The sequence below is a fragment of the Rahnella sp. PAMC25617 genome (assembly GCF_050606005.1).
Lineage (GTDB): Bacteria > Pseudomonadota > Gammaproteobacteria > Enterobacterales > Enterobacteriaceae > Rahnella > Rahnella variigena.
In genome coordinates this window covers 272,982-294,672 of the sequence record NZ_JBOCUM010000002.1, presented here as the reverse complement: position 1 = coordinate 294,672, position 21,691 = coordinate 272,982, and the positions used below count along the sequence as shown (strand labels likewise).

The 21,691-nt window shown below is 54.0% G+C and carries 19 protein-coding genes; 7 read left to right on the top strand and 12 right to left on the bottom strand.

Features of this window, described 5'->3' with window-relative positions; genetic code table 11:
* The first annotated feature begins 61 nt into the window (after positions 1–61).
* The 3 genes from ACM615_RS02195 to ACM615_RS02185 are packed head-to-tail and all read left to right on the top strand — an operon-like array spanning position 62 to position 2,302.
* Positions 62–793 carry an amino acid ABC transporter ATP-binding protein gene (locus ACM615_RS02195; protein ID WP_431011359.1) on the top strand — a complete coding sequence of 244 codons (732 nt, stop codon included), beginning with the start codon at positions 62–64 and terminating at the stop codon, positions 791–793.
* A gap of 24 nt (positions 794–817) precedes the next feature.
* Positions 818–1,486, top strand: a complete 669-nt coding sequence (locus ACM615_RS02190) for an amino acid ABC transporter permease (RefSeq protein WP_112288533.1) — start codon at positions 818–820, stop codon at positions 1,484–1,486.
* Between the two features lie 15 nt (positions 1,487–1,501).
* Positions 1,502–2,302 carry an amino acid ABC transporter substrate-binding protein gene (locus ACM615_RS02185; RefSeq protein ID WP_132966138.1) on the top strand — a complete coding sequence of 267 codons (801 nt, stop codon included), beginning with the start codon at positions 1,502–1,504 and terminating at the stop codon, positions 2,300–2,302.
* A gap of 53 nt (positions 2,303–2,355) precedes the next feature.
* On the opposite strand, the gene ACM615_RS02180 is transcribed toward ACM615_RS02185, so the two are convergent.
* From ACM615_RS02180 to ACM615_RS02165, 4 genes are read right to left on the bottom strand one after another with little or no spacing between them, the layout of a single operon-like run.
* Complete coding sequence (locus tag ACM615_RS02180) at positions 2,356–3,048, bottom strand: amino acid ABC transporter permease (RefSeq protein ID WP_431011358.1); 693 nt, start codon at positions 3,046–3,048, stop codon at positions 2,356–2,358.
* Positions 3,038–3,811: an amino acid ABC transporter permease gene (locus ACM615_RS02175; RefSeq protein WP_431011357.1), complete on the bottom strand. Its 774-nt coding sequence runs from the start codon at positions 3,809–3,811 to the stop codon at positions 3,038–3,040. The genes ACM615_RS02180 and ACM615_RS02175 overlap by 11 nt, the downstream gene beginning before the upstream one ends.
* Positions 3,808–4,638 (bottom strand): amino acid ABC transporter ATP-binding protein, encoded by an 831-nt coding sequence (locus ACM615_RS02170; RefSeq protein ID WP_431011356.1) that lies wholly within the window; start codon positions 4,636–4,638, stop codon positions 3,808–3,810. Before ACM615_RS02170 ends, ACM615_RS02175 begins: the two co-directional genes overlap by 4 nt.
* 24 nt (positions 4,639–4,662) lie before the next feature.
* The gene (locus ACM615_RS02165; RefSeq protein ID WP_112288538.1) at positions 4,663–5,490 is read right to left on the bottom strand and encodes an ABC transporter substrate-binding protein; all 828 of its coding nucleotides are present in this window, start codon (positions 5,488–5,490) and stop codon (positions 4,663–4,665) included.
* A 974-nt stretch (positions 5,491–6,464) separates the two neighbouring features.
* Between ACM615_RS02165 and asr the strand changes: the two genes are divergently transcribed.
* Together asr and ACM615_RS02155 are read left to right on the top strand one after the other, a co-directional pair.
* A complete protein-coding gene (asr, locus tag ACM615_RS02160; protein WP_159281118.1) occupies positions 6,465–6,878 on the top strand; it encodes an acid resistance repetitive basic protein Asr in 414 nt (137 codons plus the stop codon).
* 338 nt (positions 6,879–7,216) lie between these two features.
* A complete protein-coding gene (locus tag ACM615_RS02155) occupies positions 7,217–8,098 on the top strand; it encodes a trypsin-like serine peptidase (RefSeq protein WP_129639942.1) in 882 nt (293 codons plus the stop codon).
* 75 nt (positions 8,099–8,173) lie between these two features.
* On the opposite strand, the gene hrpA is transcribed toward ACM615_RS02155, so the two are convergent.
* Positions 8,174–12,049 carry an ATP-dependent RNA helicase HrpA gene (gene hrpA / locus ACM615_RS02150; protein ID WP_159281116.1) on the bottom strand — a complete coding sequence of 1,292 codons (3,876 nt, stop codon included), beginning with the start codon at positions 12,047–12,049 and terminating at the stop codon, positions 8,174–8,176.
* Positions 12,050–12,351: 302 nt separating this feature from the next.
* Here hrpA and ACM615_RS02145 point away from each other — a divergent pair, with 302 nt between their 5' ends.
* Positions 12,352–12,969: an FMN-dependent NADH-azoreductase gene (locus tag ACM615_RS02145; protein WP_112287253.1), complete on the top strand. Its 618-nt coding sequence runs from the start codon at positions 12,352–12,354 to the stop codon at positions 12,967–12,969.
* A gap of 146 nt (positions 12,970–13,115) precedes the next feature.
* On the opposite strand, the gene ACM615_RS02140 is transcribed toward ACM615_RS02145, so the two are convergent.
* From ACM615_RS02140 to ACM615_RS02130, 3 genes are read right to left on the bottom strand one after another with little or no spacing between them, the layout of a single operon-like run.
* A complete protein-coding gene (locus ACM615_RS02140; protein ID WP_112287266.1) occupies positions 13,116–13,421 on the bottom strand; it encodes a YdbL family protein in 306 nt (101 codons plus the stop codon).
* A 56-nt stretch (positions 13,422–13,477) separates the two neighbouring features.
* On the bottom strand, positions 13,478–13,672 hold the full coding sequence (locus ACM615_RS02135; RefSeq protein ID WP_112287254.1) for a YnbE family lipoprotein: 195 nt from the start codon (positions 13,670–13,672) through the stop codon (positions 13,478–13,480).
* Complete coding sequence (locus ACM615_RS02130) at positions 13,669–16,383, bottom strand: YdbH family protein (RefSeq protein ID WP_431011368.1); 2,715 nt, start codon at positions 16,381–16,383, stop codon at positions 13,669–13,671. The genes ACM615_RS02135 and ACM615_RS02130 overlap by 4 nt, the downstream gene beginning before the upstream one ends.
* A 254-nt stretch (positions 16,384–16,637) precedes the next feature.
* On the opposite strand from ACM615_RS02130, the gene ACM615_RS02125 reads away from it, so the two are divergent.
* Positions 16,638–17,630 carry a 2-hydroxyacid dehydrogenase gene (locus tag ACM615_RS02125; protein WP_129639939.1) on the top strand — a complete coding sequence of 331 codons (993 nt, stop codon included), beginning with the start codon at positions 16,638–16,640 and terminating at the stop codon, positions 17,628–17,630.
* An 88-nt stretch (positions 17,631–17,718) separates the two neighbouring features.
* Here ACM615_RS02125 and ACM615_RS02120 read toward each other — a convergent pair whose 3' ends face one another.
* The 4 genes from ACM615_RS02120 to ACM615_RS02105 are packed head-to-tail and all read right to left on the bottom strand — an operon-like array spanning position 17,719 to position 21,681.
* A complete protein-coding gene (locus ACM615_RS02120; protein ID WP_431011355.1) occupies positions 17,719–18,648 on the bottom strand; it encodes a metallophosphoesterase in 930 nt (309 codons plus the stop codon).
* 20 nt (positions 18,649–18,668) lie between these two features.
* A complete protein-coding gene (locus tag ACM615_RS02115; protein WP_129639937.1) occupies positions 18,669–19,484 on the bottom strand; it encodes a carbohydrate ABC transporter permease in 816 nt (271 codons plus the stop codon).
* Positions 19,481–20,392 carry a carbohydrate ABC transporter permease gene (locus ACM615_RS02110; RefSeq protein WP_112287259.1) on the bottom strand — a complete coding sequence of 304 codons (912 nt, stop codon included), beginning with the start codon at positions 20,390–20,392 and terminating at the stop codon, positions 19,481–19,483. Before ACM615_RS02110 ends, ACM615_RS02115 begins: the two co-directional genes overlap by 4 nt.
* A gap of 8 nt (positions 20,393–20,400) precedes the next feature.
* The gene (locus ACM615_RS02105; protein ID WP_431011354.1) at positions 20,401–21,681 is read right to left on the bottom strand and encodes an ABC transporter substrate-binding protein; all 1,281 of its coding nucleotides are present in this window, start codon (positions 21,679–21,681) and stop codon (positions 20,401–20,403) included.
* Positions 21,682–21,691: the final 10 nt, after the last annotated feature.

Sequence of the window (21,691 nt, the reverse complement as noted above, 5' to 3'; positions counted from 1 at the left end):
AAAAGTTAATATTCCTTTAAGGAAATATGCGCGTTATTTATATTAACCAGCGGGAGTATGCATGATCACTGTCAGCGGACTGAATAAATCATTTAACCAATTCCCTGCCCTGTCGGATATTAATTTCACCGTAAATAAAGGTGAAGTGGTTTCGATTATTGGCCCATCAGGTTCCGGGAAATCCACTCTGTTACGTTCGCTGAATTTGCTGGTCAGGCCCGATTCCGGCCAGATCCAGATTGGAGATAAACACATTAATGCGGACACACTCACCCGCAGACAAACAGCCGATTTTCGCCGCCAGACTTCGATGGTTTTTCAGCACTACAATTTGTTTAAAAATAAAACCGCACTGGAAAACATCACTGAGATCTTACGTTTTACCCAAAAACTGAACAAAGCGCAGGCACGCGAACGGGGTGAAGAATTGCTGGCGCAGGTGGGTCTGGCGCACAAAGCGGCGGCTTATCCCGGCACACTCTCCGGCGGACAGCAGCAGCGCGTCGGCATCGCCCGCGCCATGGCCGTTGATCCGCAGGTCATTTTATTCGATGAGCCCACGTCTTCCCTGGATCCTGAAATGCGCCGTGAAGTGCTGAACCTGATTGAAGGACTGGCCGGACGCGACTTAACCATGATGATCGTCACGCATGAAATGGGTTTTGCACGGGATGTCTCTGACCGGATATTTTTCATGGAGCACGGTCATATTATCGAACAAGGCGAACCGGCCAAAATCTTCCAGACCGGCTCTTCGAACCGCACCCGTTCTTTCTTACACGATTATGCCTGATGGCCGTACACGGAACTTTGCACAATGAATTTTGATTTTCCTTATATGCTCGGCGTTATTCCGCAGATCCTCGTTTATCTTCCCGTGACCTTGCTGATTTCATTGCTTTCCATTTTGCTGGCTACCGTTCTGGGTATTATTTTCGCCCTGTTACTCAGGGCCGGTAAAATACCCGCGGCTTTCGCCCACCTTTATATTTCCTTCTTTCGCGGCACGCCGGTTCTGGTGCAGTTACTGATTATTTATTTTGGTTTGCCGCAAATTATTCCTTCGATGAATTCACTGAGCGCCATGAATGCGGTGATCCTCGGTTTAAGCTTAAACACGTCCGCTTATCTGGCGGAAATCTTTCGTGCCGCCATCGACTCTGTTGATAAAGGGCAGCTGGAAGCCTCTCTGGCCTCCGGACTGAGCATGTTTAAAGCCTCCAGCCGCATTCTGTTTCCGCAAGCCTGCCGCAATGCCATTCCGGCGACCGGCAACGTGTATATCGGCCTGATCAAGAACTCTTCGCTGGCGTTCACTTTAGGCGTTAGCGAACTGCTGGCCGCCGGAAAAATGGTGGCTACAGAATCGCTGAAATTCTTCGAAGCGTATTTCGCCGTGGCGCTGGTCTACTGGGCGCTGACCATCATTTTCAGTGAGTTACAGCGTCGCCTCGAAAAACATCTCGGCAAACCTTATGCCGGTTAAACAGGAAATTATGTTATGCGATTGTTAACACTGGCGATTTGTTCGCTCCCTCTTCTGCTGACCGCATGTGATAAACCCGCCGAAAAAGCGGATGACGAACCGGTTCTGCGGGTGGGTGCGACACCCGACGGTTATCCGCACTATTTCAAAGAGGGCGACACCATCAAAGGTTTCAGCGCGGACATTCTCAACGCCGTTGCCGGTAAGATTCACTATAAAGTTGAATGGGTAACGTCCGACTGGGTGGGCGTGCTGGGCTCTCTGGAAACCGGCAAAGTGGATACCGTGGGCAATTTCGCCGACACGCCGGAGCGGCGCAAAAAATATGATTATTCGGCGCCCTACTATTACTCAGCGGCGCAGTTAGCGGTGAGTAAAAACAACACCACCATTCATGGTTTGCAGGACATGAAAGGCAAAACCGTCGCCGCCGATCTCGGTTCGAACTATGCCAAAGTCCTGAAAGAGTTTGACCCGAAAAATGAAATCAAGCTGGTGACCTTCGAGGGGATGGATGTGGTGGTTAACAGCGTGGCGCAGGGAAAAGTGGATGCCTATGTTTCCGGCCAGGTGATCCTGCTCGGGCAGATCAAGCATAAAAATCTGCCGCTGAAAGTTGTCGGTGAACCGTTTGGCCTGAAACAGGTCGCCCTGCCGTTCAGGAAAGATGCGCGCGGAGAAGCACTGAAACAGAAAGTGGATGTCGCACTGGGCGAATTACGGGCAGACGGGACATTGAAGAAGATTTCTGAAAAATGGTTCGACCGGGATCTGAGTGTGGATACAGAATTAACGTCAGTCAGCAAAAGACAATAAACCTGCCGTCTCTCCAGTCTGAAAACCCCGCCGGAACCAGGCGGGGTTTTCTTTTACGTCCGCAACCCCTGACGACGTTTTATCGATTTACCGGCCAGATACGCCAGCGAGGCGCACAGCAGGTAATACATCAGCCCGACCAGCAGGAAGATTTCTGCCGGATAAATTTGTACCCGGTTATTCACCTGTCCGGCGACGGTGGTCAGTTCCGGCACGTTGACGATAAACGCCAGCGACGTGTCTTTCACCAGAGAGATCAGCAGCCCGAGATACGACGGCAGCAAATTCGGCCACGCCTGCGGTAACAGCACGAACAACAACACTTTGCCGTTACTCATGCCGGACGCAATTCCCGCTTCAGTTTGCCCGCGCGGCAAGGCTTCCAGACCGGCCAGCGTCGAATGCATCACCGCCGCCGAGGTAAACCAGGCCAGCGCCAGAATCACCGTCATCGGTCCGGGGATCGACCCGCCAAATACCACCGGCAGCAGGAAATACAGCCAGAAAATCACGAATATCAGCGGAATACCGCGGATAAACGATGCCCAGATAAACAGAATTTTCCGCGTCCAGCCGCCGAAACGCCACGCCAGCGCCGCCATCAGCACACCGAACACTAACGCCAGAACACCCGCCGATGCCGCCATCATTAGCGTCAGCAATACTCCGCCCGGCTCGCCATCCGCCAGCCTTCCCCACAACAGATAAGTGAAATTATCGTGTATAACGGACCAGTCAAACTCCATCGCGGGTTTCCTCCTTCATTACCACCTGCGGCCTGTGCTGCGGTCGTTTCGGGCCAAACGCCGTCATCAGCCAGCCGAGGATCAGTCCGAGCGCCAGATACAGCAGCGTCCCGACGGCGAAACTCTCAAAGGCGTGCGCGTTATAACTTTCTATCTGGCTGACCTGATACGTCAGTTCCGAAAAACCAATACCTGTCGCCAGCGAGGAAAGCTTCATCAGGTTGAGATACTGGCCGGTGATAGGCTGCCACGCGTTGATCAACGCCTGCGGCAGGAGAATCGAAAGCAGCAGCGTTTTACGGCTGAACCCCTGAGAAATCGCCGCTTCGGTCTGGCCCTTAGGCACAGAATTCAGCCCGGCCTGCACTTCTTCCACCAGAAACGCCGCCGTGAACAGTGCCAGCCCCCAGGCCGCACACAGAAATTCCGGCGTCAGCCACGCAATGTTGCCCGGAAACGTCGCCCACGGATGGTTGTCGCCGATATAAAAACGCCAGCTTTGCGGCAGCGCGCCGTACGCCGCGAAATACCAGAACAGCAGTTGTACCAGCAGCGGCGTGTTGCGAAAAACAGAGACAAAGGCTGCCACCGCACCGCGTGCCAGACGCGACGAACTCAGGCGCAGCGCCTGCAGCAACACCGTCAGTAACGTGGCGAGCAGGCTGCCAACAATGCTGACATACAGCGTGGTGAGGAAGCCGGCTATTATCCATTGCAGAGGCTGGCCGGTCAGCACGCCAGCCCAGTCGGGATGCCAGTTCATAGCGCGGCTCCGCTTTGCGGATGCAGCGGGAACAGGACTTTCTGCAGAAACCGCTGCGCACGCGGATGTTGCGGACGCAGGAAGAAATCTTCCGGCTGCGCCTGTTCAAGAATTTCACCGCCGTCCATGAAAATCACCCGGTCAGCGATTTCACGGGCAAAACTCATCTCGTGCGTCACCACAATCATGGTGATGCCGCTTTTCGCCAGTTCCTGCATCACCAGTAATACTTCGCCGATCATTTCCGGATCCAGCGCCGACGTCGGTTCATCAAATAAAATGATGCCCGGATCGGTGATTAACGCTCTGGCAATCGCCACCCGCTGCTGCTGACCGCCGGAAAGCTGCTCAGGATAATGCAGCGCTTTATCGCCCAGCCCGACGCGTGTCAGCAATGCACGTGCCTTTTCGCGTGCCTGAGTTTTCTTCCAGCCATGTACTTTGATCAGCGCCAGACTGACGTTGTCTTCGGCGGTGAGATGGGCATATAGGTTGAACTGCTGAAATACAAAGCCGATGTGCGTGCGCAACTGGCGTAATGCGGCGCCTTTGAGATTGCGCATCGGCTGGTTAGCGATAAGAATTTCACCGCTGCTGACCGATTCCAGCTGATTAATCAGCCGGATCAGCGTGGATTTTCCCGAACCGGAGGGCCCGCAAACTGCCACCACTTCGCCGCTGTCCACACGCAAATCCACGTTACGGATAACCTCATGCGGACCAAAAGATTTACTGACCTGGCGGAATTCAACGGCTGCCGTTTTTCCGGCGGATGAATGTGAAAAAACCGCAGACGTCGCTGCGGTTGAGAGAGTGTCTTGCTGCATGTGTCTTACCTTGCATAAAACAGATTATTTGGCTTCGATTTTGAACAGACGCGGCTGAGGTGATTTAGTCTGCGGACCGAACCAGACGTTATAAATGCTGACCGCCTGACCGTTTTTCTCCAGATTCAGCAGCTCGTCATTAACCACTTTCAGCAGGCTGGTTTCGCCTTTTTTCACGCCCACGCCAATCTCTTCTTTGCTCAGTAATTCAGGCAGCACTTTGTATTTTGCTTTGTCCGGCGCGCCATCCAGCAAACCCGCCAGAATGGTGCTGTCCTGAGTAATGGCCTGCACGTTGCCGTTACGCAGCGCAGAAAGTGCCAGCGGAATATCGTCATAAGACAGCACGCGGGACTGCGGGAAGCGGTTATGCAATTCCTGCTCGCCGGTGGTGCCTTTCACCGCGCCGATACGCGCCGTGGCATACGCATCCAGTTTATCTGGCGAATTTGCCGGCACCAGGAACTGCTGGCCGGTGACGAAATACGGCACGGAGAAGTCGATCACTTTCGCGCGTTCCGGCGTGATGGTGATATCAGCCACAATCAGATCCGCTTTACCGGACTGTAACAATGGAATGCGGTTCGCCGGATTAGTCGGCACCAGTTGCAATTTCACACCCAGCGTTTTCGCCAGTGCTTTAGCGAAATCTACGTCATAACCCACGATGTCATGCGTTTTGGCATCCACAGACCCAAACGGCGGATTGGAATCGAAGGTCGCGACCTTCACCACACCGGCTTTCTTGATGTCCGCCAGCTGATCTGCGTGCGCGGCAAAAGAAGAAATCGTGCTGAGCGCCAGAAATAATCCGGCGGCAATCTTGGTTTTATTTACGTTAATGACAGCCATCGTTTTTCCTTATGAATAGTCTTCAGAGGGCTTATGCCCCAATTTTTCAAAGTGGAGTATTCAGAACAAATACAGACCTGTTTTTCTTTTGTAAGTCAGAGAATTGCACAAGGGATGAAGGCGGTGCCACTAACAAAAAGGGATATAGATGGGTGATTTAGGCATAAGGAGAGGAGATGTTGGGTTTGGGGGCCAAACTGCCCCTAAGGTCAAGGTCGTGGGCGTCGGCCCACACCGACAACACCTTGGGTTGCCACCCAAACTGGCCTCAAGAGGCGCCTATCGCCGCGCCTCTTAAGAATCTCCGGCTCTTTTACTGCGCGCTCCGCTCGCTGGCTATGTTTCAGGTATCGCAGCGACAGGCTGGAAAGCTTGCCGCTTTGCGGTTCCTTCACTCGGTCCTGGAGCCTCTGGTCTCCAGGCCGCTCCGTTCAGCAAGCTTTCTGAATCGCCCGCACGATATTAAAATCAAAGGCAGATTGTTTTTCATCTTTTAGAAAAGCAGATTGGCGTGCTCAAAATTCANNGCTGAACGGAGCGGCTTCGAGACCTGTGGCTCGAAGACCGAGAGAAGGCAGTGCGAAGCACCTGGATTTGCGCCACTCACCAATGCGCCAGAACATGTCCGTCATACCCGCGACAGCGCGCAGTGAAAAAAGCGCGGAGTCCAGAGGCCCGCGCGTTACCGGGTCTCTGGTCGGTGTGGGCCGACGCCCACGGTTTTGAAGTTGCAGTTGCAGTTGCAGTTGCAGTTGCAGTTGCAGTTGCAATTGAAGTTGAAGTTGAAGTCAAAGGCCGATCACACGCCCCCCCGGCCTGTAATTCCCTGATTTTCCTAAAATCCCCCTCTTTGTACATTCCGTTACACGCCGATACCAATCACTCACGGACAGCAGCGATCCACATGCCTATTATTCTTTCACCGGCCCCGCAGTGGGGTGGACACTTAAACTAAGATTCTTAAGGAATTACACATGAAAAAAGTATTAGCTCTGGTTGTTGCCGCTGCAATGGGCCTGTCTTCAGTTGCTTTCGCTGCTGAAACCACTGCAACGCCAGCACCTGCTGCAACAGCAACTACCGCTGCTCCGGCTCATGCAACTAAGCATAAAGCGCATAAAAAACCTGTGCAGAAAGCTCAGGCTGCCAAGAAACACAAAAAAGCAGCTAAGAAAGCACCAGTAGCTCAGAAAGCTCAGGCCGCTAAAAAACACGTAAAACACGCTAAAAAAGCTGCACCAGTAGCTCAGAAAGCTCAGGCTGCTAAAAAACACGTGAAACACGCTAAAAAAGCTGCACCGGTAGCTCAGAAAGCCCAGGCTGCTAAAAAACACGTGAAACATGCTAAGAAAGCTGCACCAGCTGCAAAAGCAACGCCAGCAGCATAAGTAGTCAGTAAGAAGTCTTTGTGAGCGTATCTACTCACCATTATCAAGACTGATGATTTAACACCCGGTTCGCCGGGTGTTTTTTTCTCCGGTTCTTTATCTTGAGGTACTGATGGAAGATGCTGCGCCGCTACCTGTTCGAAATCACCCTGTGCTCTCTGATCCTCTGCGGTCTGATCACCCTGTTCTTCTACTTCTGAAGTATCCCGGATGACGTCCGTCATCTTCTCAAAAGATTGAGTTATCAGACAAATCTATCCAACACGAAAGATAACCGTCTATAATCGTTCCATAATAACTGGTTATCGGGTTCTCCCTGTTTTCAAGGTCAGAATGTTATGCGCATCGCGTTACCGCTTTTTTTGTGCTTTTTCTGTTTTACCGCCAGTCCTCTTGTTCATGCAGATTCTCCGGATGATGCAGACAGCGACACACCTTCAATCAGCTTAAAAGAAAAAACGGCCCTGTTCTTCGGTCACGATCAGCGAACTCAGGTTTCTGCGGCGGCGCACTGGCCGTGGCAGGCCATCGGTCAGATTGAAACCGAAAGCGGTAATTTATGTACCGCCACCCTGATTTCCAAACATCTGGTCCTCACCGCCGGTCACTGTGTTCTCGCGCCTCCGGGTAAGATCGACAAAGTCATTGCCCTGCGTTTTATTTCTCACAATCAGAAATGGCGTTATCAGATAACGGCATTGCAAACCCTGGTGGATCCTAAGCTCGGTAAGAAACTGAAAGCCGATGGCGATGGCTGGATCGTTCCGCCAAAAGCCGCACCGTTCGATTTCGCGCTGGTCCGTCTGACGGATGAAAAGCTGGCGTTACCGATCAAACCCCTGCCGTTGTGGGAAGGTTCACGCGATGATCTGACTGCGCTGCTCAAGCAGGAAGGCAGAAAAGTGACACAGGCAGGCTATCCGGAAGATCATCTGGATGATTTATACGTGCATCAGGATTGTCTGGTGACAGGCTGGGCACAACCGGGCGTGTTATCGCATCGCTGCGACACGCTGCCGGGCGACAGCGGTTCGCCATTGTTGCTGAAAAATGCTGACGGCTGGTCGTTGGTCGCGATTCAAAGTTCCGCGCCTGCCGCGCAGGATCGCTATCTTGCAGACAACCGCGCGCTGGCCGTTCCGGCCATTCGTGACGCACTGAACACGCTGTCTTCTGGCGTCATCAGCGCCAGCACACCGGTGAAGGCTCCCGTTCAGTAAACGTCTGAATCACCGTTACAGAGCATAAAAAAACCGCCTTAGTCTGTAAGGCGGTTTTTTAGTTTAGAGAACCGGTTAAACCAGCTGTTCCATGGTCTGCAGGATACGTTTATCCGAAATCGGATACGGCGTGCCCAGTTGCTGAGCGAAGTAGCTGACGCGCAGCTCTTCAATCATCCAGCGCACTTCTTTTACATCCTCACTTTGCTGACGCACCGGCGGCAGTTTGTTGAACCACTGCTGCCATTGCTGCTGGATGTTTTCCACTTTTAACATCTGTGCACGGTCGCGGTGCGGATCCATGGCCAGTTTGTCCATCCGGCGTTCAATCGCCTGCAAATAACGCAGCGTATCCGGCAGACGCTTCCAGCCGTTTTGCGTCACGAATCCGCGATAAATCAGCCCGGACATTTGCGCTTTGATATCAGAAAGCGCCAGCGCCATGGTGATATCAATCCGCCCTTTCAGCCGCTTGTTGATGCTGAAAACAGTCGTCAGGATTTGCTCCACCTGAATCGCAATCTGTACCACCGTCTCATTCAGGTTGGCGCGTACGTGCTCATGCAGTTTCGCAAAATCTTCCTCGCGCCACACCAGGCCGCCGGATTCAGCAATCAGTTTGTCGATACCGCAGGAAATGCAGTCGTCGATCAGATCCAGCACTTTACCGTACGGGTTAAAGTACAGCCCCAGTTTGGCTTTGTTCGGCAACTTCTCGTGCAGGTATTTGACCGGAGAAGGAATGTTCAGCAACAGCAAACGCCGCATACCGCTGAGCATCGCCTGTTGCTGTTCCAGCTCGCTGTCGAACAAACGGATCGCCACGCTGTCTTTCTCATCGACAATCGCCGGATAGGCTTTCACTTCGTAGCCGCCACGTTTTTGCTCGTAGCGTTCCGGCAACGTACCGAAACTCCAGACATGCAGATCGCGCTGTTCGATGCCGTCATCCGCCACCGCAGACAGCGTTTGCTGAACCTGCTCTTTCAGGCCGGATTTCAGTGCCAGCAGGTCTTTGCCCTCACGCAGCGTTTTGTTTTTGTCATCAACAATGCGGAAGGTCATTTTGAGATGATCGGGCACCTGATCCAGCTGCCAGTCTTCACGTGACACCGTCACGCCACTCATCTTACGCAGCTCTTTTTCCATCGCATCGAGCAATGGCATTTCGAACGGTTTAATGCGACCGAGTAAAGCGTCGGCGTAATTCGGTGCCGGAACAAAATTGCGGCGAACCGGTTTTGGCAGCGATTTAATCAGCGCCATAATCAGGTCGCGGCGAATGCCAGGGATCTGCCAGTCGAAACCTTCTTCCGTCACCTGATTGAGCAGCGGCAACGGAATATGCACCGTCACACCGTCGGCATCCGTACCCGGTTCAAACTGATAAGTGACGCGCAGTTTGAGATTGCCCTGATGCCAGAAGTTGGGGTAATCGTGGGCGCTGATGTTGCCCGCGCCCTCTTTAATCAGCATGCTTTTTTCAAAGTTCAGGCTGTCCTGCGGCTGTTTTTTCCACCAGGTATCAAAGTGGCGCGCAGACACGACTTCCTGCCCGATGCGCTGCTCATAGAACAGGAACAGGGTTTCGTCATCGACCAGAATATCGCGGCGACGGGATTTGTGTTCCAGCTCTTCGACTTCGGTACGCAGACGCAGGTTAGCGCGGAAGAACGCGTGACGCGTCTGCCAGTCGCCTTCCACCAGCGCGTGACGAATAAACAGCTCGCGGGAAACCACCGGATCAATCGTGCCATAGTTCACACGACGCGCCGCCACAATCGGCAGGCCGTACAGCGTGACTTTTTCCGTTGCCATCACCGCGCCCTGTGCCTTTTCCCAGTGCGGTTCGCTGTAACTGCTTTTCGCCAGATGCTGCGCCAGCGGCTCGATCCATTCCGGTTCGATACGCGCGGCAATGCGCCCCCACAGGCGGCTGGTTTCCACCAGTTCAGCAACCATCACCCATTTAGGCGGCTTTTTGAATAATCCGGAGCCCGGGAAGACGGCAAAACGTGCGTTGCGCGCGCCGGTATACTCCTGTTTATCCACATCTTTCTGACCGATATGCGACAGCAAGCCGGTCAGCAGCGAGCAGTGAACTTCGCGATATTCAGCCGGTTCACTGTTCACCGGCAGGCCAAGTTCTTTCACCACCTGACGCAGCTGAGTATAGATATCCTGCCATTCACGCACGCGCAGATAGTTGAGGTAATCGCTGCGGCATAATTTGCGGAACTGCGCCGAAGACAGCTCTTTCTGCTGTACTTTGAGGTGATCCCACAGGTTCACGAACGCCAGGAAATCTGAATCTTTGTCAGCAAAACGGCGATGTTTTTCATCGGACGCCTGCTGTTTGTCCATCGGACGTTCACGCGGATCCTGAATCGACAGCGCGGACGTGATAATCATCACCTCGCGCATACAGCCGTTTTTCTGCGCTTCCAGCACCATGCGTGCCAGACGCGGATCCACCGGCAACTGCGCCAGCTGGCGGCCCAGCGGGGTCAGTGTATAACGCCCGTCAACAGCATTATTGATAGCGTTCAGCTCTTCGAGCAGACGCACGCCATCCTGAATATTACGTTTGTCCGGCGCTTCCACGAACGGGAATGCGCCAATATCGCCCAGCCCCAGCGACGTCATTTGCAAAATAACGGACGCCAGGTTGGTGCGCAGAATTTCGGGGTCGGTAAACTCCGGACGCGACAGGAAATCCTGCTCCGAATAAAGACGGATACAGATACCTTCGGACACACGTCCGCAACGTCCTTTACGCTGGTTGGCGGACGCCTGAGACACCGGCTCAATCGGCAGACGCTGCACTTTGGTGCGGAAGCTGTAACGGCTGATACGCGCGGTACCGGGGTCAATCACATATTTAATGCCCGGCACGGTCAGCGAGGTTTCGGCGACGTTGGTCGCCAGCACAATACGGCGACCGGAATGCGACTGGAACACGCGGTTCTGCTCGCTGTTCGACAGTCGTGCATACAGCGGTAAAATCTCGGTGTGCGGCAGATCCAGACGGTTCAGCGCATCAGCGGTATCACGAATTTCACGTTCACCGCTCATGAAAATCAGGATGTCGCCCATGCTTTCGCGACCGAGTTCATCGACCGCATCGAAAATCGCCTGCAACTGGTCACGATCCACATCGTCGGCATCATCAACAATCGGGCGATAGCGCACGTCGACCGGATACGTCCGGCCAGACACTTCAATGATCGGCGCATTGTTGAAATGGCGCGAGAAACGCTGCGGGTCAATCGTCGCCGAGGTAATAATGACTTTGAGATCCGGACGCTTTGGCAGCAACTGACGCAGGTAACCGAGGATAAAGTCGATGTTCAGGCTGCGTTCATGCGCTTCATCGATGATCAGCGTGTCGTACTGCATCAGCATGCGATCCTGCTGGATTTCCGCCAGCAGAATACCGTCGGTCATCAGCTTAACCAGCGTGTTTTCGCTGACCTGATCGTTAAAACGGACTTTATAGCCGACCGTGTTACCGGGCGTGGTATCCAGCTCATCGGCAATACGGTTGGCCACGGTGCGCGCTGCCAGACGACGCGGCTGGGTATGACCAATCACGCCTTTGATCCCGCGACCGAGTTCCATGCAGATTTTCGGGATCTGCGTGGTTTTACCGGAGCCGGTTTCGCCCGCCACAATCACCACCTGGTGGTCGCGGATAGCGTTATAAATGTCTTCTTTTTTCTGGCTGACCGGCAGGTTTTCCGGATAGCTGATTTTTGGCCGTGACGCTTCACGGGCGCTGACTTTCTTCAGGCTCTCGTTGATAGCGGTCTGGATTTCAGCACTTAACGCGTCGAGTGCTTCGGGTTTATCAATCTTTCTGGCACCCTGCAAACGACGTTGCAGGCGTTGCCGGTCACGTAGCATCAGCCCGTCTAACTGCGCTGATAATGCCGCGAGCGGTGATTTCACGATCGGAATTCCTTGTTACATGTCAGCCGGAGAGCAAATCATCTGCGCCAGCTGAATCTGAATGGGGGATGAGGAAGGTTCACGCCTTGCCTGCTTGTGTCTATGTTAACACAAGGTATTGAAGATGCTGAAAACGGGTGATTTTGCGACCGGATTTGAAGTTGTTCAAAAAAATCGATGATAGGTCTCTAAATATTGCGCTATCACTGCATAAGCTTTCTGAATAAAGTAAGTTCCATTCGGGGAACGTTCTGGTTATAAAAACCAACACCCTATGTACCACACAGTTAAGGAACTCACTAATGAGCAAAGTACTCGTTCTGAAATCAAGCATTCTGGCTAACTTCTCTCAGTCAAACCAACTGGCCGATTACCTGGTTGCACAGTATCAGTCTGCAAACAGCGGTTCTACCGTGACAGTTCGTGACCTGGCGGCTAACCCAATCCCTGTATTAGATGGCGAACTGGTTGGCGCACTGCGTCCTTCCGATGCTCCGCTGACACCACGTCAGGAAGAAGCGCTGGCGCTGTCTAACACCCTGATCGACGAACTGCAGGCGCATGACGTGATCGTTATCGCTGCACCAATGTACAACTTCAACATCCCGACTCAGCTGAAAACCTATTTCGACCTGGTTGCCCGTGCTGGCGTGACGTTCAAATACACCGAGAAAGGCCCTGAAGGTCTGGTGAAAGGCAAACGCGTTATCGTTCTGACCAGCCGTGGTGGTATTCATAAAGACACCCCAAGCGATCTGGTTGCCCCATACCTGTCTCTGTTCCTGGGCTTCCTGGGAATGAGCGACGTAGAATTCGTTTACGCGGAAGGCATTGCATACGGTCCTGAAGTGGCGACTAAAGCACAGACTGATGCGAAAGCTGCCATCGACGCCGCTATCAAAGAGCTGGCTGCCGCATAATTGCAGTGATCACAATCTGAGCAATCATTCACTTAAGAATCTGTCCGTTACGCTCAGATGATGTTGTGATAAAACTATTGCGTGCCGAGAGGCGCGCTTTTTTTTGCCGTTTTTCCCCAAAAATTACCCGCTCTCTTCTGTAAACCCTATTTCTGCAACCACTGTCCGTTAATGCCGCGGACGTATTCACCCTTCCCGGCTCTGGCGACCAGTTTCTGTCCGGCCAGTTTTGCCACATCGTCCGTGCTGACGTTATTTTCCTGCGCCACCTGCTGGTATTGCTGTTTGCGCGCCTCGTTGATTTTTGACGCCAGCGCGACACTTTCCGCGTCTTGTTTTAGCGGTGCCAGATAACCGGACAGCGTTTCGCCCACGCGCCCCTGTTGCTTGGCTTCATTGAGCGTTAATGCGAACGCCTGACTGCAAAACAGTAAACCACCGGCCAGCAACATCAGGCTGATTCTTTTGAGGCCATTTTTATTGAAAATTATCGCGGACATAGTGGCTCCTAGAATAAATCGCTCTGATTTTTCAGCAGATCTTCCACGTCTTTATCCACTTTGATATGAATTTCGTGTTCAATTTTCACGTTCATATTGATTGTGATCGGCTCTTTCGGCGCAGCCAGTTCGATGCGCGGCACGCATCCGCTGAGCATCACTACGCAAAGCGCCACGCACGGTCCTGCAAATTGCAGTTTCATTGTTCCTTCCTCACTGTTGGATCCTTTTTCTGCCCGGCTGCAGCGGAGCCTTTTGACAGCGCATTCGCAGGCAAAGACATCTGCTGTTGCAGCCATTCCTGAAGATTGTCGCCAAAGCGCAAGCTGCGCCAGAGCTGGTAGATGTTTTCCTCGTGGGAATAGTTGAGGACGATTTCACGTTTTTCTTTGTCACCGCCGTGCGTCGTGTCGGTGTAGTTCACCCCGTCCACTTTCGCTTTCATGGACAGCACGCCAAGATTATCCAGGCTGACCAGCGCATCAGAACGGCTGATTTCCAGATAGCGCAGCAGGCCAATCACCATGTTATTGGCGAAATTCCCGCTGGCCATTGCGTCCGCGAATTGCGGATCGAGGCGCAGCGTCAGGCCACCGTCATTTCTGATCCAGCCGTTATGGATGATCCACTGCGGATTTTCCACGTACAGCGGCAGTTCACCGTAGACGACGCCCGACATCGCCAGTTGTTTCGGTTTCAGCGCCGTGAAGAGTTCGCTGAGATTGATCTTGTCGAACTTCAGCACCGCCGCATCGTGCTGCGGCATACGCAGCGCCGAGAGGCTCAGATGCCCGCGCAGCATATCGACACCGAGATTGCTCAGGGTCAGCGGCGTCTCTTCACTCCACGGATAATGACCTTGCAAATCAGCAGTCACATTCTGCATTTTGACCAGATTGTTCACTTCGCCGATGCGCAGCGTCACCGGTTTTTTCACGCCGAGCTGCCAGACCTGATCTTTCAGGCGATAAGGCAGACTGAAATCCAGCCCGCTCAGGTCGCCGTCCTTCATCCAGAAGCCGCCGTTTTTCACTACCCAGTGGCCGCCAGCGACAAATCCCTGCCCGCGTGCCGCCGAGAATGCCGACTGCGCGTAGAACGATCCTGCACGTAATTTGATGTTCAGATCCGGCGTCAGCAGTGTCTGGAACGCGGTGAGTTGTTGTTTAGGCCACCAGCCTTCGCCGCGCAGACGTTCGCCGTCCCAGCGCCCGTTGAGGCGGATCGGCCCAATCGGTTTGGCATCAAGCATTCCGCGCATCGTGAAACTGTCGGGGCTGTCGCCGCTGAGCTGTAACGCCAGCGTTGCCGGAGGCAGATATCCGCCGTTCTCCAGCGCAATTTTTTTCGCCACCAGTTTGATGTCACCTTTAAATTCTGTCGGTAAATCAGGGTACTGCGGTTTAAAACGCGAAGACGGCGGACGTTTCCACAGTAAAGGATGTTCCAGTGTCAGACGCGGCGCATCGACATCGACGAGGCCGTAATGCAGCCGGTCAAAACCGGTGGAAAGCGAATTAATGCTGATGAGATTGTCATGCCACTGGCCTTTGCCGGACATATCCCAGCGACCGTTTAGCGGCGGCAGATGACCGTTGCCCCAGTAGTTGAAATTCCACTGGCCGATATCTGGCCAGAATGTCAGCGCTTTACCGCTAAGATGTAAATCAAACGCGCCCCAGAAGCTGTGGCGTGCTTTAAGAATGGCCTGAAGTGGCCCGCTGACGCCCTCAGCCGACACTTTTACGCCCGCCAGCGGCCAGCGCGCATCGCTGATCGTCAGCTCCGGCGTCGGTTTCCCCCACGCACGCAGCAGTGAACCGCTGCGCAGTGACAGCGTCGGATTCAGAACCGAACCACTGAGCTGGCCGGGAAGCGACGCACTCAGAGAAGTGGCCTGCAAATTGGCTTGTCCGGTGAGGCGGAAATCGAGATTACTGTCGAGCAGCCCGACACGACCCGGCCCCATGGTCAGCACCACGTTCGCCTTACCATTGTGCCCCTGCGTCAGCACGTTCAGCCGCGCCGTGATATTGGTTTGATCGAACGTCGGCGTCCAGTCACTGAGCGTCAGATTTACGCCACCGGCCAGCGGTTGCGCGGCATACGGCCAGCGCCACTGTCCTTGCGTAATGTCTAAAACGTTATTGCTCAGTTTCCACGGCAGCATCAGTAACGGCTGCTGGCTGTCTTTTTCTGTCAACGTCAGCACGCCTTCAGTCGCCTGCCAGCTGAGCTGAATATCCAGCGGGTTGGGCACCTGCGCAGTTTGCATTTCGGCGTGCAGTTCGCCGGATTCCGGGAGCGTATCTAACGTCGCAGGCAGCAGCAATTTGCCGCTCAGCGTGACCGGCTGGTCGCTGCCCGGTGGCGTCAGGCTGAAGGAATGGATCGTCAGCTGACGGTTGCCGTCCAGCACCGCGTCGAGTTTCAGCGATTCGCCATTAAAGGAAAGATGCTGCGTGCCGCCAGCATTACTGATCTGCAACTGACCGGCATAGCGCTGCCAGGGCGTGACAGAAAGATGATCGATGCTGATATCGCCGGGCGGCAACATCTGCTGAATATCGGCCAGCGAAAGCGTCAGCTGACTGTCGCTTTTCGGCATTTTAGCCAGACAGGCGGTGTCGACGCTCAGGGCGTCCAGCTTCAGCGCCCATCGCCCGCCATTATGGCTGAGGCGGGTATTGCGCGCGGTGGCAAGCTGGCAGTCACCGGCGGCATAACTCACGCCCGGTAACTGAAGTACACCGTCAGCCCAGCGCGGCGCGCCTTTGAGCGTCAGTTGCGTGCCTGCGGGCAGCCAGTGCCCGGCCACAACGGGCAACCAGCGCGGCACGGTTTTCCATAACACCCACATTAGCAATGCGACAATCACCACTATACTCAGGAGTATCTGCGCGCTTCTCTTCAGTCCGTTCCTCATGACTTGCCTTGTCTTATACTTCACTAAATGACCTAACCGCCCGCAAGATATCATAATTAGCGTAACAACTGATGGCCGGATTGCCAGAACACCTGAGCCAAATAGCACGGGAAAAATTGTCTGCGCCCCTGCGCTCTGCTAGTTTGGTAGCATATTGCGAATTGTTTCTGAAACTGTTTATTCCTTATAAAACAGGTGGAAACCGTTTCGCCAGAGATTCAAACTCACTGCGGAGAAACACCATGAAAGTGGCTGTCTACAGTACTAAAAATTACGACCGGAAATATCTGGAACTGGTCAATCAACATTATGGCTATGAACTGGAATTTTTCGATTTTCTGCTGACCCCGCAAACGGCGAAAACAGCGATAGGTTCTGATGCAGTCTGTATTTTTGTTAACGACGATGGTTGCCGCGACGTGTTACAGGAACTGGCAACCCTTGGCATTAAAACCCTCGCCCTGCGTTGTGCCGGTTTTAACAATGTCGATTTAGATGCAGCGAAAGAGTTGGGGATTTCGGTGGTGCGCGTACCGGCCTATTCGCCGGAAGCGGTGGCCGAACACGCAGTGGGTATGATGATGTGTCTGAACCGTCACATTCATCGCGCCTATCAGCGCACCCGTGAAGCCAACTTCTCACTGGAAGGCCTGATCGGTTTTAACATGTATCAGCGCACCGCCGGCATTATCGGGACCGGTAAAATCGGCGTGGCCGCCATGCGTATTCTCAAAGGTTTTGGTATGCGCATTCTGGCTTACGATCCGTACCCAAGCCCGCTGGCGCTGGAACTCGGCGCTGAATATGTCGATCTGGATACGCTGTATGCTGAATCCGATGTGATTTCGCTGCACTGTCCGCTGACGCCGGAAAACCACCACATGCTGAATGCCGGTGCGTTTGCCAAGATGAAAGATGGCGTGATGATCGTCAACACCAGCCGTGGCGCATTGCTGGATGCCACCGCCGCGATTGATGCGCTGAAAAAACAAAAAATCGGCGCGCTGGGCATGGACGTTTACGAAAACGAACGCGACCTGTTCTTCGAAGATAACTCCAACGAAGTGATCCTCGACGACGTATTCCGTCGCCTGTCATCATGTCACAACGTGCTGTTCACCGGCCATCAGGCGTTTCTGACCAGCGATGCGCTTACCAGCATTTCAGAAACCACGCTGATGAATATTGATCAGCTGTCGAAAGGCGTTCACTGCCCGAATCTGCTGACCGCATAAGGATCGTAAAACGGGTAAGGCTCACTTTGGTGAGCCTTTTTTATTTCTGCTGTCGCTGTCAGCGGCTGAGTTGTCAGCGACTAAGTTGTCAGCGACTGAGCACCCGGCTGATTTCCGTGCCATAACCGGTGATGGTCAGCACGTCATCGGCCAGCGTCACCGAGGAAAACGGCAGGCTATTTTCGCCGTCGACCATTCCCTTGAGCGTTATAAAATCGGTATTCCCGACACGATCGTAGCCGCCGCGATGGTCGTGACCGGCGAAATAAGCACGCACGTCATAACGGCACAGCAGTTCGACCAGCGTCTCGCAGTTCCACAGATTATGGCTGTTTACCGGCGTCAGCGGGTAGTGCCCGAAAACCAGCACCACTTCACGCCGCTCGCGGGCTTCTCGCAGATTCTGTTCAATCCATTCAAGCTGTTTGCGACCTACCGCACCGTTCCACGGCTGCGCCTGCGACTGCTGGCATTCGGTCAGTTCTTCCAGCATATATTCAGCCAGCTGATGGTCGTCGCCGTTGGCATGATTGCAGTACAAACTGACGTCGTTGCCGTCAATGACCAGAAAACGATAGCCCGGCAGACTGAACGAATAATAACTTTTCGGCAGACCAATCGCCGGTTTCTGCGCACCGAGATGTTCAGAAATCACCTGCGCATCGTGGTTGCCGATCAGCACCGCATGCGGATGTCTCAGCGCGTCATAACGGTCAAGAACCGCCTGAAAACTGGTCCAGTCTCTGTCCACCAGGTCACCCAATGTGACGACAAAATCCAGTTTTAAGTCATTCAGCTCATTGATAGCCGTAGCCAGTTTATTCAGGCTGTTGCGGTAATAACGGATGTTATGCGGATCGGCATCTGCATATTGTGGATCCGCAATCAGCCCGAACCGCAGCCGTGCGCCGTTTACCAGCGCATCATGCACCTCCGGCGGTTCGTACAGTGAACTGACATTGCCCAGCGCCTGTGCCTGCCGCTCAGATAACAAAGGGGATGAAGTCTTGACGGTCATAATATTCTCCTGTCAGGTGCTTATCGGATCCCTGCCCGCATAAAAGATTGGACGAACTGGCGCTGAAAGATAAGAAACAGCACCAGTAATGGCAGCACGGTCATCAGCGTCGCGGCGCTGATCAGCGCCCATTGCACGCCCTGTTCCGGCGCGGAAAACAGCTGAAGTCCGACGGTAACCGGCCGCACTTTCACCGAATCGGTAATGACCAGCGGCCAGAGAAAATCGTTCCAGTGGAAACTGATGGAAACCAGCGCAAAGGCGACGTAAATCGGTTTCGCCAGCGGGATGTAGATTTTGCGCAGAATATAGAACCGGCTGGCGCCTTCCACGATGGCGGCTTCTTCCAGCACCAGCGGAATACTTTTAAACGTCTGGCGCAGCAGGAAGATGGCAAACGCCGAAGCAAAATACGGCAGCGCAATACCGGCCAGCGTGTCACGCAGCCCCAGCGCACCAATGGTTTTGTAGTTGTTCAGTATCAGAACATCGGGACTTATCATCAGTTGCAACAAAATCAGCGCGAAGATAAATCCCCCCGCTTTGAGTTTAAATCTGACCAGCGCATACGCCGCCAGGGTCGCCAGTATCAGCTGGCAGATCACAATCATCAGCACCAGCAACGTGGTGTTGAGAAAGTAACGGGCGAAGGGAGCCGCGTTCCAGGCATTGATAAAATTCTGCAAGGTCAGCGGTGCGAACAGTGAAAAACTGCCCTGCGCCGAGGCCGGATGAATGGATACCCAGACAGCCACCAGCACCGGCAAAAACCACAGCAAAGCCGCCAGCCAGATGGCGAGGTTCAGGGAAAAACGGCTGAGAGAAAAACGATTCACTGATAGTGCGCCCTTTTATCCAGCAGATTAAATTTGATCAGCGCAATGGCGGCGAGGATCACCAGCAGGACGACCGTCATGGCTGACGCGGCCGGTAAATCCCAGTAACTGAACGCTGTGCGGTAGATGTAAAAGAGCAACAAACTGGTGCTGTTATTTGGGCCGCCGTTGGTCATGGCAATCACCTGATCGACAATCCTGAAAGCATTCATCGAGGCATTGATCAGGATGAACAGCGTGGTCGGCATCAGTAACGGCCACTGCACGCGAAAGAAGAAATAGCGTTTTGACGCTCCTTCAATTTCAGCGGCTTCGGCAAGACGCGGATCGATTTGCTGTAGCGCCGCCAGATAAAAAATCATAAAGAATCCGGCTTCGCGCCACACGGAAACCGCCATCAGGCTGTAAAGCGCCGTGCCGGGCTCACCGAGCCAGTTGACCGCAGGCAGCGAAAACAGCGCCAGCAGCTTGTTGAGCAACCCGAGTTGCGGCGTGTAGAAAAACAGCCACAGGTTGGCAATCGCCACCATCGGCAGCAGCGAGGGAATGAAAAACGCCGCGCGGGTGATGGCGTTACCGCGCAGACGACGGTTCACCGCCAGCGCCATCATCAGCGCAAGAATTACCGACAGCGGAATGGTGATCACGGCATAAAGCAGGTTATTGCGCAGCGACAGCATAAAGATGTCGTCGTCGAGCAGTGCGCGGTAGTTATCCAGACCGACAAACTGCGCGGAATGCCCGCTGCGCGCGGCGCTGAACAGGCTTTCCCACACCGTCGCCAGCGCCGGATAATGGGTAAACAACAGCAAAAAACAGAGCGCGGGCAACAGCAGCAGATAACCGTAAAGCTGTAAAGACAGCCCGCGAGTGCGGGCGGCCGGTGCAACAGTGTGCAGGATGCTCATGCCGGTCCTTACTGATAAGGTTTCAGCAGGCGGTCGGCCTGTTTCTGTGCCGAACTCAGCGCGTCTGCCGGCGTTTTGGCCTGCGTCACGGCGGCTTCGATCGCGTGATTCAGCAGTTCCTGGATCTGTACGCTGTTATACGTCGACAGCTCCGGCTGGGAATATTTAAGCTGCTCACGCGCCACCAGCGCCTGCGGCACCTGTTTCACGTAATCCTGCATGACCGGCGTTTCCCAAGCTGCGGGTGATGTGGCGACGTAGCCCGTCGCGATACTCCAGCGGGCGGCCTGCTCAGGCGCAGAAACCCAGCGGATAAACGCAATGGCGGCTTTCTGCTGTTCCGGCGAGGTGTTTTTAAAAACGTACAGGTTGCCGCCACCGGTCGGGCTGCCGCGCCGGGTTTTCTCCGGCAACATCGCCACACCGAACGGGAATTTGGCGTTTTCACGCACGGTAGTCAGGTTGCCGGTGGTGGTCACCATCATCGCCGTTTTACCGTCGATAAAGTCCTGCGGCGTGGTGCCCCAGGCAATAGTGCCTTTTGGTGATACGCCGTCTTTTTGCGACAAATCAGTCAGCCATTGCAGCGTTTCGACGTTGGCTGGCGTATCAAAGGTGACCGCCGTGCCTTTGCCATTATCCAGATGGCTGCCGTTGGTGGCGGCAATCCCCTGGAAGTTCCAGTAACCATTTGGCGTTGAAGGAATTTCGATACCCCACTGCTTCACTTCATTACCGTCACGTACCACCAGTTTTTTGCCGAAATCCACCACCTGCTGCCAGTTTGCTGGCGGCGTATCGCCATTCAGCCCGGCTTTCTCAAACGCCTGTTTGTTCCAGTACATCACCACGGTTGAACGCTGGAACGGGATCCCCCACACCTTATCCTGAATATGGCGGATAAAGGCCGGATAAAAACCGTCGATCCATTTTTTGCCGTCTGCATCATTTGCCAGATCACTGACCGGCAAAATCGCGCCCGCGTCGATCAGCGAATAGGCTTCAATGTCGCCAATCACCGCGATTTGCGGGGCATTGCCGCCACGGAACGCGGTCAGCGCTTTGGTGACTGTGGTGGCGTAATCCCCGGTATACACCGGCTGAATGCTGATATCCGGATGTGTTTTTTGGAAATCTTCCACCAGCGTATCCACGGTATGGCTGATTTTTCCGCCCACGGCGATCGGGTAATACATTTGTAATTTCACAGGATCCGCCGCAAAAGCCGAGGTTCCGGTGATTAAAAGCATCGCTGCGGTCAGACGTGAGAAACGGTGCGCAATAGACATGATGTTCCCT

Excerpts from the sequence above, each read along its gene's own strand:
- ACM615_RS02195 (WP_431011359.1), top strand. The coding sequence starts at position 62 with ATGATCACTGTCAGCGGACTGAATAAATCATTTAACCAATTCCCTGCC.
- ACM615_RS02125 (WP_129639939.1), top strand. The coding sequence starts at position 16,638 with ATGAAAGTGGCTGTCTACAGTACTAAAAATTACGACCGGAAATATCTG.
- asr (WP_159281118.1), top strand. The coding sequence starts at position 6,465 with ATGAAAAAAGTATTAGCTCTGGTTGTTGCCGCTGCAATGGGCCTGTCT.
- ACM615_RS02190 (WP_112288533.1), top strand. The coding sequence starts at position 818 with ATGAATTTTGATTTTCCTTATATGCTCGGCGTTATTCCGCAGATCCTC.
- ACM615_RS02170 (WP_431011356.1), bottom strand. The coding sequence starts at position 4,638 with ATGCAGCAAGACACTCTCTCAACCGCAGCGACGTCTGCGGTTTTTTCA.
- ACM615_RS02155 (WP_129639942.1), top strand. The coding sequence starts at position 7,217 with ATGCGCATCGCGTTACCGCTTTTTTTGTGCTTTTTCTGTTTTACCGCC.
- ACM615_RS02165 (WP_112288538.1), bottom strand. The coding sequence starts at position 5,490 with ATGGCTGTCATTAACGTAAATAAAACCAAGATTGCCGCCGGATTATTT.
- ACM615_RS02180 (WP_431011358.1), bottom strand. The coding sequence starts at position 3,048 with ATGGAGTTTGACTGGTCCGTTATACACGATAATTTCACTTATCTGTTG.
- ACM615_RS02140 (WP_112287266.1), bottom strand. The coding sequence starts at position 13,421 with ATGTTGCTGGCCGGTGGTTTACTGTTTTGCAGTCAGGCGTTCGCATTA.
- ACM615_RS02145 (WP_112287253.1), top strand. The coding sequence starts at position 12,352 with ATGAGCAAAGTACTCGTTCTGAAATCAAGCATTCTGGCTAACTTCTCT.
- ACM615_RS02135 (WP_112287254.1), bottom strand. The coding sequence starts at position 13,672 with ATGAAACTGCAATTTGCAGGACCGTGCGTGGCGCTTTGCGTAGTGATG.
- ACM615_RS02185 (WP_132966138.1), top strand. The coding sequence starts at position 1,502 with ATGCGATTGTTAACACTGGCGATTTGTTCGCTCCCTCTTCTGCTGACC.
- ACM615_RS02175 (WP_431011357.1), bottom strand. The coding sequence starts at position 3,811 with ATGAACTGGCATCCCGACTGGGCTGGCGTGCTGACCGGCCAGCCTCTG.
- ACM615_RS02120 (WP_431011355.1), bottom strand. The coding sequence starts at position 18,648 with ATGACCGTCAAGACTTCATCCCCTTTGTTATCTGAGCGGCAGGCACAG.
- ACM615_RS02105 (WP_431011354.1), bottom strand. The coding sequence starts at position 21,681 with ATGTCTATTGCGCACCGTTTCTCACGTCTGACCGCAGCGATGCTTTTA.
- ACM615_RS02110 (WP_112287259.1), bottom strand. The coding sequence starts at position 20,392 with ATGAGCATCCTGCACACTGTTGCACCGGCCGCCCGCACTCGCGGGCTG.